This window comes from Rhodobacter sp. 24-YEA-8 (assembly GCF_900105075.1).
GTDB lineage: Bacteria > Pseudomonadota > Alphaproteobacteria > Rhodobacterales > Rhodobacteraceae > Pseudogemmobacter.
This window is the reverse complement of record NZ_FNSK01000001.1, coordinates 1,223,814-1,239,639: the sequence shown is the minus strand read 5'-3', so window position 1 is coordinate 1,239,639 and position 15,826 is coordinate 1,223,814. Positions and strand designations below refer to the sequence as shown.

Here is a 15,826-nt window from a genome sequence, read left to right as displayed (position 1 = left end):
CAGTCCGGTACAGACGGACCTGAAACAAAAAGCGCCCTTGCGGGGCGCTTTTTGTTTTGAACCACCCGCGACCGCTGCAGCGGATCCGTCCGCGCCACGGCGCGGGTTCAGAGGGTGTTATTCGAAATCCCGGGATGACAGCGCGCGGTTGACTTCCAGCCGCACCAGTTTGCGCACATTGCGGGTGATCCGCTCTCCGAGCGTACCCGCGAGTTCCTTGCGGATGATTTCCGTGACAAGGTCGCGCAACACCTCTTCGTCAATCCAGGCTTCATCTGCGTCGCTGCCGTCATCCTGCGCCAGGTCATCTGATGAAACGGCAACCACAGGGGGCCGCGCTTCTGCCGCAGCGGTAAAGCGCGGGGCTGCTTCGGGCTGTGTAAGCTCTTCTCTGATCCGGGCCTCGGCGCGGTCTGCCCAGGCTCTGGCCAGCGGCTCGTCCGGGTTTTCGCGGCGCGGCTGTGGCGCGGGCGACAGGGTCTCCGGCGCCAGTGATCCATCCCAGGCCTCGCTGCCCTGGCCCCAATCCACCTCGGGAATGGTGGCGACCCTGGCCGGGATCGGCTGCTCAAGCCTCAGCACACCATCTGCCGCGGTCGGTTCGTGCTCATCCGTCAGCGCCGGACGGCTGTCGAGCACCACCCGCAAACCCGTGCCGCCCTCAGAAAGGCCGGCATCATCATAGTCCTCACCGCCATAGGATCGCCCGAGCGGCGCCGCCTCGCCAAAGAAGACAAGTATCTCTTCATCGCCGACCACCGCCATCGGCGCCCCGATCTCATCGGCGTCAGGGTCGGAAACCGCTGCGGCTGCAACCTCCTGGCTCGCCGTTACGGGCATACAGTCTGCGACCGGCGCGGCTGCCGGGGCTTTGGCACTGACAGCTGCCGCCGGGGTCTCGACGATCCGCAGCGAAGGGGTCAGCAAGAGCTTATCGGCCGGGGCTGCATTTTCCGTCGGCTTCACTGCCGGTCGCAGATCTGCGGATACCAGACGACGAATCGAGGACAGAACATCCTCGATCTCATGCGATGTAAGTGGTTCCGACATGTTGCCCAGCCCGTCACTGACTTTTCTTGACTTTGAGTGTACCGCCAGTTTGGCCCGCAGACAAGGAAGGCCGCGAAATCGCAACCCGGAGCGGCGGATAAGCAAAGGGCCGGAACGCCTTGTGCATTCCGGCCCGTATTATTTCAGCTGAACGCCCGTGACTGTTCCCTGCAGCCCTTTCGGGCGCCGTGGCCCAGTTGCGGTGGCTCAGTTATTGCCACGCTTCAGGATCCGGTCAAGTTTCTTGCCCTGAACCGAGGTGGTCGGCGCATTTCTCACCGCGTTGTAATAGGCCGCCGGGTCATAGGTCGGGATCCCGAGATTGAGATGTTCGACCGTCAGAAGCCCCATACCGGCAAGGATCTGATAGACCGCGTAATACCGGTTCGCCTCGGATTCGAGCCGCGAGGCGCGGGCGTTCAGCAGATCCTGCTCGGCATCCAGCACGTCAAGCGTGGTCCGCGCGCCCAGAGCCGCCTCTTCCCGCACCCCGTCAAACGCCGCCTGAGCCGCCACGATCTGCTGGCGCGAGGCTTCGATCGAGGCATTGTAGACCTCAAACATCGCCCAGAGCGTGCCGACATTCTGCTCGATGACCACCACCGTCTGGTGCAGGCCGGCGCGCGCGCCTTCTTTCTGGGCGACCGCCTTGCGATAGCGCGCCGAATACTCGCCGCCGGCATAGATCGTCTGGCTCAGATTGAGGCCAACGCTGCCGCCGAGAGTATCGGAATCGCGCAGCAGCCCATCGGCTTCGGTGCGGCTGCCGGTGATCCCGGCCGAAAGGCCAAGCACCGGTTTCATCGCGGCCTCTGCCAGCGAGACGTTCAGATCCGACGCCTTGACCGTGTGCTGCGACTGGCGGATCGTCGGATGGGTGCTGACGGCGACGCGGCGTGCTTCCTCCATCGACTTACCGATCGCGGGGCTTTTCGGCAGCGGCGCAAGCGTGCCCGGATAGGCGCCGGTCGCGGCCTTGTAAGTCTCGCGGGCGACTTTCAGATCACCCTCGGCTGCCGCCAGATTGGCGCGCGAGGCCGCCAATGCGGCTTCGGCAATCGAGACATCGGTACGGGTGATCTCGCCCACTTCGAACCGGTCCTGGGCTGCACGGAGTTCCTGGGTGATCAGCCGCACATTCGACTGACGCAGCGCCACGATCTCAAGCTGGAGACGCACCTGCACATAGGCCCGCACTGCCGCCAGCAGCACATCCTGTTCCACCGAAACCAGTGCCTGGCGCGTCGCCATCACGTTTTCACGCGCGATTTCCAGCGCGATGGCGCGGCGGCCGAAATCCATCAGCGTCAGCGAGACGCTGAGTTCAAAGGTCGCGTTGAAATTCTTCGACCAGCTTGACGTGGGAACAACCGGTCCTGTGCCCAGAAAGCCGCTGGCGCCAAAGCCTTCCGTATGGGAATAGCTTGACCCGGCGCGCACCGCATAGGCCACAACCGGACGCAGCGCAGACATGGCAATCGCGGCATCCTCATCGGCGGCGCGCAGCACGGCCTGGTTTTGCTGCATAAGGTTCGAATTGCGATAGGCCGCGATCAGCGCATCGGCCAGGGTCTCGGCCCTTGCCGGCAGCGCAACCACCGCCGCCGCCATGCTGATCGTCATCACCTTGAGCCAGTTGCGCATCTTGTTCTGTCCTGTCTGCTCGCAAGTCCCGGGCCAGGGGCCCAGGGCACTATTCCGTTCAACCTGTCAGAGGGCGCCCTACTGTCGGTGGGGGCCCGTCAAAGCGTGAAAGTCTTTTCTTTGGCAAATCCCGGCAGGACCGGTGCAGAGGCGTTGAAAGCATAGCGCCAGTCGATGCGGCCATCGGTCTTAAGCCCGTATTTCACGGTGCCAAGCGCGCCGGTCATCACCACGGCAACGATACGGCCGCCTTCTTTCAGCTGAGAGGCAATCGCCTCGGGCAGCTCTTCAATGCCGCCCCCGACCAGGATCGCATCATAGGGCGCGTATTTCGCCGCGCCCGCCGTCAGGCTGCCCTTGACCACAACGGCATTATCGACGCCATCGGCAGCGAGGATCCGCCCGGCCTCCTCGGCCATGGCCTCGTCTTCCTCAAGCGCCACCACCGTCTGCGCCAGACGTGCCAGCAGCGCGGTCGAATAGCCATATCCCGCCCCGATATCGAGCACGAGATCCGAAGGCAGGATATCCAGCGTCTCGATCATTTTGGCGAAGGTGCGCGGATCCAGCAGAGCGCGACCGCTGCCGAGGTCGAGATTGGCGCCGATATAGGCGGCATCCCGTTTTGACGGCGGCACATAATTCTCACGCGGAACATGCAGCATCGCATCAATAATGGGGAACCTGGTGACGTCGGAAGGCCGGATCTGGGTGTCCACCATCGTCATGCGGAGGGATGCGAAGTCGCTCATTCTGAACCCTGCGGTTTAGGTCTGTATCTGAATGCCTGCAACGCCACCCGAAAGCAACGCCGGCTCTGCAGTCTTTTGCCCTGGAAAGCGCAAATTTGCCAGTGTTTAAAAGCCTGTTGCGTAAACGCCGCAGGCGAAATTTTCCGTCGTGACAAGGATGATGTAATGGCGGTCCCTGTGCCGGGGCAACCGCCTGCGCGCTGTGTCGGTCGCGCCTTCGTCCTGAGCATCGCCGGGATCAGCCGAGAATCGCCTTCACATAGGCTTTGGTTTCGGCAAAAGGCGGCACCCCGCCATGCTTTTCAACCGCCGCCGGGCCGGCATTATAGGCCGCAAGCGCCAGCTTCCATGACCCGAATTTCGCGTGCATCATCTTGAGATACCGCGCGCCGCCTTCGAGATTTTGCTTCGGGTCGTCAATATCGACACCAAGCAGCTTTGCCGTTCCCGGCATCAGCTGCGCAAGGCCGGTTGCGCCCTTATGGCTGACCGCGCGGGCATTCCAGCCGCTTTCCTGCTGCACGAGCCGCAGGAACAGATCCTCCGGCACGCCATGTTTGCGGGCCACAGTCTTCGCATGTTCGAGATGCTCGCCCTTGTAGCGGCCACTATAGCGCGGCACGGCCTCGGCCGAGGCGGTCTCACCATCCTTACCCGCCTTATGGTTCGGCGTGAGCTTGACCGAGCCCGAATATTGTCTGGCAAGCTTGCCATCAAGCAAGGCGGTCTGCGATTCGAACACCGCAATGCGCGACTTGCTGGAGCCATGGAGTTTCAGCGGCTCGGCGGCGACACTGCCGGTAAGCCCACCCGTAGCAGTCACAAAAGAAACACTCAGCACCAGCGCAGCCCGGAACCGGAAACTCAGCCGAGGGGTCATAGGAAAGCCGTCCACAGTCACCAAATCGGGCGGGACTATAGCGGCGCAGGGCCAATCCGGCCAGCGGGGAATCCCCGCCCCCGGCGGTAAAACCGGCAAATCCCCGCCGATCCCGGGCAGAAAGGCTGCGATTCGCCCCGGATCCAGGCCAAAAATCAGGATCAGGGCGGAAAACCCTGCTGCGGCAGCGGCCGCCTGACCGGCCTTCCGGAGGCGCTGGCGCCAATGCGCGGTTGCGAGGCCGCGCGGCTGTCTTTAGATACGGGCGTCAACACAATAGTAACCCTGATCCCGCATCAGGTTCAGGGGTCACTCAGCCAGCAAAGCGGAGGCGCATATGGCCGGATCGGTCAATAAGGTCATCATCATCGGCAATCTCGGCCGCGACCCCGAGGTGCGCAGCTTCCCCAATGGCGGCAAGGTCTGCAACCTGCGGATCGCAACTTCCGAAACCTGGCGCGACCGCAATACGGGCGAACGCAAGGAACGCACCGAATGGCATTCGGTCGCGATTTTTTCGGAGCCGCTTGCAAAGATCGCCGAACAATATCTGCGCAAAGGCTCGACCGTCTATATCGAGGGCGCGCTGGAAACCCGCAAATGGCAGGACCAGTCCGGCCAGGACCGCTATTCGACCGAGATCGTGCTGCGGCCCTTCTCGGGCAACCTGACTCTACTGGGCGGCCGTGGTGACGGAGGCGGTGGCGCGGGCGGCGGCGGCAATCAGGGCGGCTATGGTGATGACTATGGTGGCCAGGGCGGCGGCTATGGCGGCGGTGGCGGTGGATATGGCGGCGGCAGCCAGGGTGGCGGCAGTCAGGGCGGTGGTTCCGGCGGTGGTCGGGGCGGTTATGGCGGCCCCTCGGGCGGCAATTCCGATATGGATGACGAAATCCCGTTCTGAGCCGCGCGGTTACGCCCCGAAGACGCGAAACCGCGCAAAAGGACTTCCGGAGCCAGATTGCATTCTCCCGGCTCCGGAGCGCCCCGCCCTGAACTGGTGCTGAAAGCTGCGGCTGCTTCTATGCGGAGGCGGCCGCAATTGTTTTCGCCCGGCCCGCAATGGCGCCGCGCTTTGCTGCACCTATCTCTTCAGAGGCTGCCTCACCGGGGCCAGGCTGCGCTGCCACCCGGACCGAAAACGGCCCGCCGGATCTGGACCTCAGGCCCGCAATCCCTATATTGATGGCAGAAGTTTTCCGGACCGGGACCACGCAGATGGACATGACCACCTCGACCGCCGATCAGACCGCCGCCGAAGGCGCGCCGCTGATTGCGCCCTCTTCTGTCGATCACCCGCTCTATGATGCTGTCGCCGATGCCTGTCGGACGGTCTTTGACCCCGAGATCCCGGTGAATATTTTCGATCTCGGCCTTGTCTATACCATCGCCATCGATGACGAGAATGCGGTGCGGATCGTGATGACGCTGACCGCACCGGGCTGCCCTGTCGCAGGCGAGATGCCCGGCTGGGTGCAGGAGGCCGTTGAGGCCACGCCCGGCATACGCGAGGTGCAGGTCGAGATGACCTTTGATCCGCCCTGGGGGATGGAAATGATGTCGGATGAGGCGCGTCTTGAACTGGGCTTCATGTAAACGCCCACGGCCCTGACGCTTATCCCCTGAAACGCACCCGCCGGGCTGACCGCGCGGTCTTTCATCGCCAGACAGACCTCATTTTCGGCTTGGCGCGCGATCGTATCACGCCGCGCCCTTCGAGGAATATGCTCCCCGGCACCAGCCGGACACAGGCTTTATACGCCTTTTCTGTACCCATGACGTGATATCTGGCTGGCCTGGCGTCAGGCCGCGCGCAGCCCTCTTGAAGCAGAGCGCCTGCGGGATTACCTTTACCCCAGACAAAGGATTTCCATCATGTTCGGCATCCCCGGCAAAGCCGCCGTTTCCATCACCCCGCCCGCTGCGAAACAGATCGCCCGCCTGATGGCGCGTGATGGCAGCCAGGGCTTGCGGATCGGCGTGAAAAAGGGTGGCTGTGCCGGTATGGAATATACGATGGATTACGTCGCAGAGGTGAACCCGCTGGACGAGATCGTGGAACAGGATGGCGCGCGGGTGCTGATCGCCCCCATGGCGCAGATGTTCCTGATCGGTACCATCATTGATTACGAGACCAGCCTGCTGGAATCGAAATTCGTGTTCCGCAATCCGAACGTGTCCGAGGCCTGCGGCTGCGGCGAATCGATCCGCTTCAACGAACCGGCCACGGCGCCGTCCGGGATCTGACACGCCCGCGCGCCAGAAGTGTTGACCGGCGGTCTGACGCCTCATTCCGCAATGCCCCCATTGCATGACGCTCCTGAATTTGCGACCAGATGGGAGCGGTAACAGGGAGAGATCGAATGCGCAGACTGGCGGCAGGCAACTGGAAAATGAACGGTGTTTCGGCCTCGCTTGACGAGATTCGCGCCTTGCTTGCACTCCATTCCGATCCGGCCTGTGAGATGATGATCTGCCCGCCTGCAACCCTGCTCGCCCCCCTGGCGACGCTGGCCGCGGGCACGGCGCTTTCTGTCGGCGGTCAGGATTGCCACCAGAACATCTCGGGGGCGCATACCGGCGATATCTCGGCCGCGATGCTGAAAGATGCAGGTGCCGGCTATGTGATCCTCGGTCATTCCGAGCGCCGGGCCGATCACGGAGAAACCGATCAGCTGGTGGCGCAAAAAGCAGTTGCCGCACGCGAGGCGGGCCTCGTTGCGGTGATTTGCCTTGGCGAGACCGAAGGCGAGCGTGATGCCGGGCGGACCCTCGATGTGATCGCAGCGCAACTGGCGGGCTCGGTGCCGGATGGCGCAACCGGCGCCAATACGGTGATCGCCTATGAGCCGGTCTGGGCCATCGGTACCGGCCGCGTGCCTACGCTTGAGCAGATCGCGGAAGTGCATGATTTCATTTCCAGATCGCTGAATGCGCGCTTTGGCACTGCGGCTGGCGCGATCCGGCTTCTCTATGGTGGATCGGTCAAACCCTCGAACGCCGCCGAAATCTTTGCGGTGCCGCATGTTCATGGTGCCCTGGTCGGTGGCGCGAGCCTGAAAGCGTCAGATTTTGGCGCGATCGTTGCCGCGCTCTCGGCTGCCTGAACTCAGCGCATGTGACCGCCTGCGGACGCCCCGGGCGGCAGTATTTCTGTCAGGAGGAAGTCAGATCCTCTTCCTTCTGGCTTAAACACATATCTTCAGCCCGGCTGGCCGGAACGCGCCAGAACCGGTCGCCCGGAGAACAGTGACCAGGACTGTGGCGTGACAGATTTCGCCATATGACAAGTTTTGCGCGCCCTGCCCCGCCTTCCGATCCGATCCCCGGCCAGCATCTGCCGGGGAACCGGCTTCTGTCCGGTCATCTGATCTGCATGATCTCGATGGTGGTCTGGGCCGCTGGTTTGCCGGCGGCAGAGTTTCTAATTCCGATCATGCCTTCGGACCAGCTGGGCGCGGTAAGGATCACTCTGGCGGCAATGGTGCTGTTGCCGGTCTGGCTGCTCGCGGATGGGCCGCGCGCGATTTTGCGGGCGGACTGGCTGCGCGGGATCGCGGTCGGGGCGCTGATCGGGCTCGCGGCCTGGTGTCTGATCATGGGCCAGGCCGCAGGCGGGCCGGTGACGGCTGCGGTGATCACCGCAGCGATGCCGGTTGTGGCCATTGCGCTGGAGGTACTGTTCGACGGGCGCCGGCTGAGCCTGCAACTCATTGCCGGAATTACGCTTTCCATGGCCGGCGGGGTGCTTGCCCTCGATTTCAGCGCCGGCGGCAGCAATGTTGCGCTTGGCGCGATGTTTTGCTGCGGCTCGGTGCTGCTCTATACGCTTGGCTCACGTCTGACGGTGACCAGCTTTCCAACACTATCGCTGATCGGGCGCACGGCGCTGACTATGGCGGGGGCGGCCCTTTCCATGCTGGTCATTGCCGGGGCCAATATCGCGATGGGTGCGCCACTGGCCGATCATAACCTTTGGGGAATGCGCGAGGTGATCTCGCTCGGCCTTTTCGCCATAGGCGGGCTCGCCTTGTGCCAGTTGTTATGGATCATCTCGATCAACAGGATCGGCATCGGCATGTCATCGCTGCATACCAATGCCTCGCCGTTTTACGTCATGCTGATCATGTTCCTCTGGCTTTCCGCGCCCTGGAACTGGCTCCAGGCCGGGGCGGCGGGGCTTGTCGCGCTTGGGGTGCTGGTGGCGCAGGGGGTCATCCCCCTGCGGCGCTTCCGTTAAACCGGCAGGACTGTGGTCGACTTGATTTCTTCCATGCTTAAAAGCGCGGTGACATTGTAAATTTTCACCTCGGAAATCAGCGCCTGGTAGAATTCGTCATAGGCGCGGGCGTTTTTCACACGCACCTTGAGGATGTAATCGATATCGCCCGCCAGCCGGTGCGCCTCGAGCACTTCGGGGCGTTCGCGCAGCGCATGGAGGAATTTGCGCTGCCAGTCCGCCTCATGTTCCGAGGTGCGGATCAGCACGAAGAAACAGGCCTCAAGCCCGAGGGCCTCGGCATCGAGGATCACTGTCTGGCGCGAGATCACGCCCTGTTCTTTCATCCGCCGGATCCGGTTCCAGACCGGGGTTTTCGACGAGCCCACCTTGCGGGCGATCTCGTCCAGCGACTGCTCTGCATCCTGTTGCAGTTCGGACAGGATTTTCCGGTCCAGATCGTCCAGCGCGGCTGCCATTCCTGATTTCCCCTCTGACGCAGAACTGCGTTCCCAGAGGCCAGAGTATCGGAACATTCTTCCTTATCTGCAAGGGGATCTGGCCGATTCAGAGGAAAAAGTCCTATATTGCTGCCAGTGCAAACCGGCGCCGCCGCCATACCTGCCCGAAAGCCAGGATCCAAGCCATGTTGACAGCCAGCGCTCCCCTCAAGGATCTGCCGCCCGTGACCTTCGCGGGGGCCGGCCCGGGCGCGGCTGAGCACCTGACGCTCGGCGTGCTGCGTGCGCTTGAGGCGGCAGAGGTGGTGATCCATGACCGTCTCGTCGGCGAAGAGGTGATGGCGCTGATCCCGGCCCATGTGCGCCGCATTGATGTCGGCAAAGAGGGATTTGGCCCTTCGGTGCCGCAATCCGCGATCAACCGGGTTCTGGTTGAAACGGCACAGACGGGCGCGCGCGTCGTCCGTCTCAAAGGCGGCGATCCGGGAATTTTCGCCCGTCTCGACGAAGAGATCGAGGCGCTTGAGGCCGCTGGCCTCAGCTTTCGTATCCTGCCCGGCCTTTCGACCGCTCCGGTTGCGGCGGCGGCAATCGGCCAGGCGCTGACAAAGCGCGGCCGCAATGCGAGCCTGCGTATTCTGACCGGCCATGACATGGACGGTTTTGCCGAACAGGACTGGCGCGGTCTCGCCCGTGCCACTGAGGTTGCGGCGATTTATATGGGCAAGAAATCGGCCCGTTTCATCCAGGGCCGGCTGCTGATGCATGGCGCAGGGCCGGAAACGCCGGTCACACTGGTCGAGAACGCCTCGCGCGCCGATCAGCGGGTCCATGCCGGGACGCTCGCAACGCTGCCCGCGCTGGCGCTTTGTTGCTCCGGCCCCGCCATTATCCTTTTCGGCCTCGCGCCCCGCGCGGCCATTCCCGCCATGACCAGTCACGAGGAGGCCCGCGCATGAGCCGCCGCTTTACCCCGAAAGTCGTCACCGCCAATCGCCTGCGCGAAGGGGATGTCGTCTATCTCACCGCCGATGACCGCTGGACCCTGGTCCATGCAGAGGCCGAGCTGATCGAAGACGAGGCCCATGCCCAGCTGCGGCTGATCCATGCCAATGCGCAGGGGCGGCTGATCGTGGGTGCCTATCTGGCAGATGCGAAACCGGGCCCGAACGGCCCCGAACCCACCCATTTCCGTGAGGCCTTCCGCACGCGCGGCCCCTCGAACTATCACCACGGGAAACAGGCAGACCTCGACCATGTATGATTATACCGACTTCGATGAGCGTTTCGTCCGCGAGCGCGTGGCGCAGTTTTCGCAACAGGTCGAACGCCGTCTCGATGGCAGCCTGACCGAGGAAGAGTTCCGGCCCTTGCGGCTGATGAACGGGCTCTATCTGCAACTCCATGCCTATATGCTGCGGGTCGCCATTCCCTATGGCACGCTGAACGCGCGCAAGATGCGCCAGCTGGCGAAGATCGGCGCGACCTGGGATAAGGGTTACGGCCATTGGACCACGCGGCAGAACATCCAGTTCAACTGGCCGAAACTCCCGGATATTCCTGCGATCCTGACCGCGCTGGCCGATGTCGGCATGCATGCGATCCAGACCTCGGGCAATACCGTCCGCAACGTGACCGCCGACCATTTCGCGGGTGCGGCGGCTGACGAGATCGCCGATCCCCGCGCCTATGCCGAACTGTTGCGCCAGTGGTCGACCGATCACCCGGAATTCCAGTTCCTGCCGCGCAAATTCAAGATCGCCATCACCGGCGCGACGCATGACCGCGCGGTGATCCGCGCGCATGACATCGGTCTGCAACTGGTGAAGAACGATCAGGGCGAGATCGGTTTCCGCGTGCTTGTGGGCGGCGGCCTTGGCCGCACGCCGCTGATCGGCATGGTGGTGCGCGAATTCCTGCCCGAGGCCGATCTGCTGCCTTATGTCGAAGCGGTTCTCAGCGTCTATAACGTGCTGGGCCGGCGCGACAATAAATACAAAGCGCGCATCAAGATCACGCTGCATGAAACAGGCAAGGAAGAGATCACCCGGCTGGTGGAAGAGCGGTTTGAAGAGCTGCGCCCGCTCTTTGGCGGGGCCGATCAGGCGCTGCTGGAAGATATCCAGGCGGCCTTCGCGCCGCCCGCGTTCCGCAACGCGCCCGTGACCGCCTATGATGACTTCTACAAGGCCGATCCGCTGTTCCGCGCCTGGGCCGACACCAACCTTGCCGCCCATAAGAACGATCAATATGCGATCGTGACGATCTCGGTGAAGGAACAGGGCAAGACGCCGGGCGACCAGACCTCGGAGCAGATGGAACTGATCGCGGATCTGGCCGAGAAATTCGGCCATGACGATATCCGCATCAGCCATGAGCAGAATGTGATCCTGCCGCATGTGCATAAGGGCGATCTGCCCGCGCTGCATGCAGCGCTGGTTCAGGGCGGCATTGCCACCGCCAATGTCGGGCTGATCTCGGATATCATCGCCTGCCCCGGCATGGATTACTGCGCCCTGGCCACTGCGCGCTCGATCCCGGTGGCGCAGGAAATTGCCATGCGGTTCAAGGAACTCGACCTCGAACATGAGATCGGACCGCTGAAGATCAAGATCTCGGGCTGCATCAATGCCTGCGGCCATCACCATGTCGGCCATATCGGCATTCTCGGTCTCGACCGGGCGGGGGTCGAGAATTACCAGATCACCCTCGGTGGCTCGGGCGCCGAAGATGCCGCGATTGGCGACAAGACCGGCCCGGGCTTTGCCTATGATCAGGTGGTGCCGGCGGTGGAGCGGATCGTCCGCGCCTATCTGAGCGAGCGTGAAGGTCCGCAGGAAAGCTTCCTCGACGCCTTCCGTCGCCTCGGGATGGAGCCGTTCAAGGCCGCCCTTTATGAGAGCGGAGACGCGAAGGATGCCGCGTGACCTGAGCGCCTATCCGGTTGCCGACCGGGTGGCCGCGCTGAACGCGCGCTACAAACACCATTCGGCCCATGATGTGCTGGAACATGCTTTGCAGGATGATGACCTGGGCCGGGTGGCCCTGGTCTCATCTTTCGGGGCAGAATCGGTCGTGCTCTTGCATCTGGTGTCGCTGCTGGCACCGGAAACCCCGGTGCTGTTCGTTGACACGCGGATGCTCTTCAAGGAAACGCTGGATTATCAGCGCGAACTGGCCGAACGTCTCGATCTTTGCGATATCCGCACCATCCGCGCCAATCCGCGCCGGCTGCAATTCGAAGACCCGGATAATACACTGCATCTCTACAGCACGGATTCGTGCTGCAATGTGCGCAAGGTCGAGCCGCTGGAACGCGCGCTGAAACCCTTTGACGGCTGGATCACCGGGCGCAAACGCTTTCAGAACTCGGATCGCGGCACGCTGGATTTCTTCGAGAATGAGGGTGATTTCCGCATCAAGGTCAATCCACTGGCCCATTGGGGCCGCGAGGATCTGGAAGACTATATCACCAATAACAACCTGCCGCGCCATCCGCTGGTCGCGAAAGGCTATCCGTCCATCGGCTGTGCGCCCTGCACGAGCCCGGTAAAACCCGGCGAAGACCCGCGCTCCGGGCGCTGGCGGGGCCAGCAGAAAACAGAATGCGGCATCCATTTTACGGGCGGCAAGCCCGTGCGCAACACCAGCGAGAGCGCCGCATGAGCGGCGGCGATTTCTGCACAGAAATCGGTCCGGTTCCTGTACAGGAACCGGGCTCCCTGCCCGACCGTAAGCAGAAAGAGGACTGAGACATGAGCATTATTGTCACCGATGCCGGTTTCACCCCGGCCCCCGCCCGCGAGATCCCGGCTTTGGCTGAGCTGACCGAAACCGGTCTCGAAGTCGATCTGTCGAATACCGACACTCCCGATGCGCTGATCCCGCATCTTGACCGCCTGACCCTGATCCGGGTCGCCTTCCCGGCCTTTTCGGATGGTCGCGCCTTCACGATCGCGCGCAGGCTCCGGATGCTTGGTTATAAAGGGCAGTTGCTTGCACTCGGGCCCGTTATCTCCGATCAATATGCCATGTGTCGCCGGGTCGGCTTTGACGGGGTCGAGATCCCGGATGAGCTTGCTCAACGCCAGCCGGAAGAGCAATGGAAATTCCGCGCCAACTGGACGGCGCATGATTACCAGGGCCGCCTGCGCGCCTGATCCATTGGCCACGCGAAAATATGCCACAGGCGAGGCCCGGTTTACCCCGGCCCCGCTTGTGCCTTAAATGAGACCGCGCCGGGATGGCGCCCGAGACGGAGCCCGAGATGACCGAGACCGCCGCAACCACTGAGCGCCCGGCAAAACCGCATCTGCCCGATGCCCAGACCGTCACCTCGGTCAGACACTGGACCGACCGGCTGTTTTCCTTCCGCGTTGCGCGGCCGCAATCGCTGCGGTTCCGCTCCGGCGAGTTTGTCATGATCGGGCTGATGGGCGAGAATGGCAAACCGCTTTTGCGCGCCTATTCCATCGCCTCGCCCGCCTGGGATGAGGAGCTGGAATTCTATTCGATCAAAGTGCCCGATGGCCCGCTGACCTCGAAACTGCAGCATGTGAAACCGGGCGATCAGATCATCCTGCGCCCGAAACCCGTCGGCACCCTGGTCCATGACGCGCTGCTTCCGGGCAAGCGGCTCTGGTTCCTTGCCACCGGCACCGGCTTCGCGCCCTTCGCCTCGCTGCTGCGCGAGCCGGAGACCTGGGAGAAATATGACCAGGTCATCATGATGCATACCTGCCGCGAGAATGCGGAGCTGGATTATGGCCGCGCACTGGTCGAAGGGCTGAAAGAAGACCCGCTGATCGGCGAGCTGATCGGCGACAAGCTCCTTTATTATCCGACCACCACCCGCGAAGAGTCGCAATATATGGGCCGCATCACCGATAACCTCGCCTCCGGCAAGGTCTTTGAGGATCTCGGCCTGCCGAAGATCAACCCGGAAGAAGACCGCGCCATGGTCTGTGGCTCGCTCGCATTCAACGTCGATGTGAAGGCGACGCTGGAAAGCTTCGGGCTTGAGGAAGGCGCCAATTCCGATCCGAAACAATTCGTGGTCGAGAAGGCTTTCGTGGGCGACGGCATCTGATACCTCGGACAGGTTAAGACACGCAAAGGCCGCAGGGATCACCCCTGCGGCCTTCTGCATCTGATTTTTGTCTCCGCTCAGAGCCCGGGCTGGCCAATAAAAAAAACGGCTGCGGGATCATACCCGCAGCCGTTTTCCTTGCTTTACGCCTCCGGCCCGAGCCGGCAGGGCCCTGCGATCACAGGCCGAGTGCGGTCCGCACCTGAGCCAGCACGCTTGCCACCAGAGCCGGGTTCGCTTTCGCGCTTTCGACTGCGGTTTTCAGAATGCCCTTGCTTGCCGCGTCCAGCGAGGACGCATCGATCAGCGCATTCACCTTATCCGCATCGAAATTGGCCGGATCGAGTGCGGCATTCGCATCCGATGCCGGAGCGGCGGCGCCTTCGACAGCGGTTTCGGTTGTGGTGGTGGCGGATTCGACCGCTTCCGACACAGCTTCGCCGGCCGAGGCAGCGGCATTGCCAGCGGCTTCTGCGGCATTGCCAACAGCGGTGGCGGCACCATCAACGGCCTCGCCCGCAGCAGTTGCGGCCGATTCCGCCGCGCCGGCGACAGCCGCACCGGCCTCGCCCGCCGCTTCGGTTGCAGCATTGCCGAGATCGGTAGCGGCTTCTTCGGTTGCTGCGGCAGTGGCAGCCGCGGCAGCAGCCGCCTCTTCTTCTGCTTTCTTCGCAGCTTCCTCAGCGAGTTTTGCATCTTCTGCGGCCTTGGCCGCAGCTTCGGCTTTCACCTTCTCTGCCGCTGCGGCAGCTTCCTGGGCTGGCTTATAGCTGAACTGGTAGTAGCCACCCGCCGCCAGCAGGACGACGATGGCGCCGATGATTACGCTTTTGTTCATGATGAATCTCCCATTGCCGGAAAACAGCCCGGATTGCCCGCATATGGCAGGATCTGCCCGAATTGAAAAGTCTCGGCCCCGAAAGGCGGTCAGAAAGGGAAGAATCCCGCTCAGCCCTGCGACCGGCGAATTTACGCCTGACGGCCTGATCCCGGCCGCTGCCCCGAAATGCCGCGGCTTGTCCGGGCCCGCAAAACCGCAAACGCGGCGCGTCTTTCCCGGGATGGCCCTCTGCCCCGGAATTCCCTGCTCCCGGGCGCTTGAAAGCCATCGCCTTCGGGAGTAAGTTCGCGACCGGTTTTTACCTCAGAAGGAAATACTACCATAGGACGCAGACCCCATAACGCCCCGCCGCAACGTGAGACCGGCCCGCGCGTAAACGATCGTATCCGCGCGCCCGAAATCCGTCTGATCGGCGCAGATGGCGAAAATGTCGGTGTTGTCACTCCGGCGCGTGCCATGGCGCTGGCGGAAGAGGCCGGGCTCGACCTGGTCGAGATCTCGCCGAATGCCGTGCCGCCGGTCTGTAAGATCATGGATTTCGGCAAATTCAAATACGAGACGCAAAAGCGCGAAGCCGAAGCCCGCAAGAAACAGAAGATCATCGAGATCAAGGAAATCAAGTTCCGTCCCGGTACGGATGAGCATGATTACCAGGTCAAGATGCGCTCGGTCCTGAAATTCCTTGACGAAGGCGACAAGGTAAAGGTCACCCTGCGTTTCCGGGGCCGCGAAATGGCCCACCAGCAGCTTGGGCTGGAGCTTCTGAACCGCGTCTCGGCCGATGTCGGCGATGCCGGCAAGGTAGAGAGCATGCCAAAGCTTGAAGGTCGCCAGATGGTGATGATGATCGGGCCGAGATAACCGGCGCCTGATATCCTGACATGTAAAAG

The 15,826-nt window shown here is 62.7% G+C and carries 18 protein-coding genes; 12 read left to right on the top strand and 6 right to left on the bottom strand.

Annotated features, from left to right (window positions below):
- Window positions 1-117: 117 nt before the first annotated feature.
- The 4 genes from BLW25_RS06235 to BLW25_RS06220 all read right to left on the bottom strand — a co-directional run bounded on the left by BLW25_RS06235 (window position 118) and on the right by BLW25_RS06220 (window position 4,326).
- Window positions 118-1,050, bottom strand: coding sequence for a hypothetical protein (locus BLW25_RS06235; RefSeq protein WP_092897372.1), 933 nt, complete (start codon window positions 1,048-1,050; stop codon window positions 118-120).
- Between the two features lie 207 nt (window positions 1,051-1,257).
- Complete coding sequence (locus tag BLW25_RS06230) at window positions 1,258-2,694, bottom strand: TolC family outer membrane protein (protein ID WP_253188245.1); 1,437 nt, start codon at window positions 2,692-2,694, stop codon at window positions 1,258-1,260.
- 98 nt (window positions 2,695-2,792) lie between these two features.
- A complete protein-coding gene (locus BLW25_RS06225) occupies window positions 2,793-3,446 on the bottom strand; it encodes a protein-L-isoaspartate O-methyltransferase family protein (RefSeq protein WP_092897370.1) in 654 nt (217 codons plus the stop codon).
- Between the two features lie 238 nt (window positions 3,447-3,684).
- Complete coding sequence (locus BLW25_RS06220; RefSeq protein ID WP_092897368.1) at window positions 3,685-4,326, bottom strand: lytic transglycosylase domain-containing protein; 642 nt, start codon at window positions 4,324-4,326, stop codon at window positions 3,685-3,687.
- A gap of 337 nt (window positions 4,327-4,663) precedes the next feature.
- On the opposite strand from BLW25_RS06220, the gene ssb reads away from it, so the two are divergent.
- From ssb to BLW25_RS06195, 5 genes are all read left to right on the top strand, one after another.
- The gene (gene ssb, locus BLW25_RS06215; RefSeq protein ID WP_092897366.1) at window positions 4,664-5,230 is read left to right on the top strand and encodes a single-stranded DNA-binding protein; all 567 of its coding nucleotides are present in this window, start codon (window positions 4,664-4,666) and stop codon (window positions 5,228-5,230) included.
- A 314-nt stretch (window positions 5,231-5,544) separates the two neighbouring features.
- Window positions 5,545-5,922, top strand: coding sequence for an SUF system Fe-S cluster assembly protein (locus BLW25_RS06210; RefSeq protein WP_249495647.1), 378 nt, complete (start codon window positions 5,545-5,547; stop codon window positions 5,920-5,922).
- 279 nt (window positions 5,923-6,201) lie between these two features.
- Window positions 6,202-6,573 (top strand): HesB/IscA family protein, encoded by a 372-nt coding sequence (locus BLW25_RS06205; protein WP_092897364.1) that lies wholly within the window; start codon window positions 6,202-6,204, stop codon window positions 6,571-6,573.
- A gap of 116 nt (window positions 6,574-6,689) precedes the next feature.
- Window positions 6,690-7,433, top strand: coding sequence for a triose-phosphate isomerase (gene tpiA, locus BLW25_RS06200; protein WP_092897362.1), 744 nt, complete (start codon window positions 6,690-6,692; stop codon window positions 7,431-7,433).
- 176 nt (window positions 7,434-7,609) lie between these two features.
- On the top strand, window positions 7,610-8,566 hold the full coding sequence (locus tag BLW25_RS06195; RefSeq protein WP_092897360.1) for a DMT family transporter: 957 nt from the start codon (window positions 7,610-7,612) through the stop codon (window positions 8,564-8,566).
- Here the strand turns inward: BLW25_RS06195 and BLW25_RS06190 are convergent.
- Window positions 8,563-9,024: an Lrp/AsnC family transcriptional regulator gene (locus BLW25_RS06190; protein ID WP_092897358.1), complete on the bottom strand. Its 462-nt coding sequence runs from the start codon at window positions 9,022-9,024 to the stop codon at window positions 8,563-8,565. The genes BLW25_RS06195 and BLW25_RS06190 overlap by 4 nt on opposite strands.
- A 167-nt stretch (window positions 9,025-9,191) precedes the next feature.
- Between BLW25_RS06190 and cobA the strand changes: the two genes are divergently transcribed.
- From cobA to BLW25_RS06160, 6 genes are all read left to right on the top strand, one after another.
- Entirely contained in the window at window positions 9,192-9,965 is a 774-nt protein-coding gene (cobA, locus tag BLW25_RS06185; RefSeq protein WP_092897356.1) for a uroporphyrinogen-III C-methyltransferase, read from the top strand.
- The gene (locus tag BLW25_RS06180; protein ID WP_092897354.1) at window positions 9,962-10,270 is read left to right on the top strand and encodes a DUF2849 domain-containing protein; all 309 of its coding nucleotides are present in this window, start codon (window positions 9,962-9,964) and stop codon (window positions 10,268-10,270) included. Before cobA ends, BLW25_RS06180 begins: the two co-directional genes overlap by 4 nt.
- Window positions 10,263-11,933, top strand: coding sequence for a nitrite/sulfite reductase (locus BLW25_RS06175; protein ID WP_092897352.1), 1,671 nt, complete (start codon window positions 10,263-10,265; stop codon window positions 11,931-11,933). The genes BLW25_RS06180 and BLW25_RS06175 overlap by 8 nt, the downstream gene beginning before the upstream one ends.
- Window positions 11,923-12,672: a phosphoadenylyl-sulfate reductase gene (locus BLW25_RS06170; protein ID WP_092897350.1), complete on the top strand. Its 750-nt coding sequence runs from the start codon at window positions 11,923-11,925 to the stop codon at window positions 12,670-12,672. Before BLW25_RS06175 ends, BLW25_RS06170 begins: the two co-directional genes overlap by 11 nt.
- Window positions 12,673-12,761: 89 nt before the next feature.
- Window positions 12,762-13,166, top strand: a complete 405-nt coding sequence (locus BLW25_RS06165) for a DUF934 domain-containing protein (RefSeq protein WP_092897348.1) — start codon at window positions 12,762-12,764, stop codon at window positions 13,164-13,166.
- 107 nt (window positions 13,167-13,273) lie between these two features.
- Complete coding sequence (locus tag BLW25_RS06160; protein WP_092901616.1) at window positions 13,274-14,095, top strand: ferredoxin--NADP reductase; 822 nt, start codon at window positions 13,274-13,276, stop codon at window positions 14,093-14,095.
- Window positions 14,096-14,273: 178 nt separating this feature from the next.
- On the opposite strand, the gene BLW25_RS06155 is transcribed toward BLW25_RS06160, so the two are convergent.
- Entirely contained in the window at window positions 14,274-14,933 is a 660-nt protein-coding gene (locus tag BLW25_RS06155; protein ID WP_092897346.1) for a hypothetical protein, read from the bottom strand.
- A 324-nt stretch (window positions 14,934-15,257) separates the two neighbouring features.
- On the opposite strand from BLW25_RS06155, the gene infC reads away from it, so the two are divergent.
- Complete coding sequence (infC, locus tag BLW25_RS06150) at window positions 15,258-15,797, top strand: translation initiation factor IF-3 (protein ID WP_092897344.1); 540 nt, start codon at window positions 15,258-15,260, stop codon at window positions 15,795-15,797.
- The last annotated feature ends 29 nt before the right edge of the window (window positions 15,798-15,826 follow it).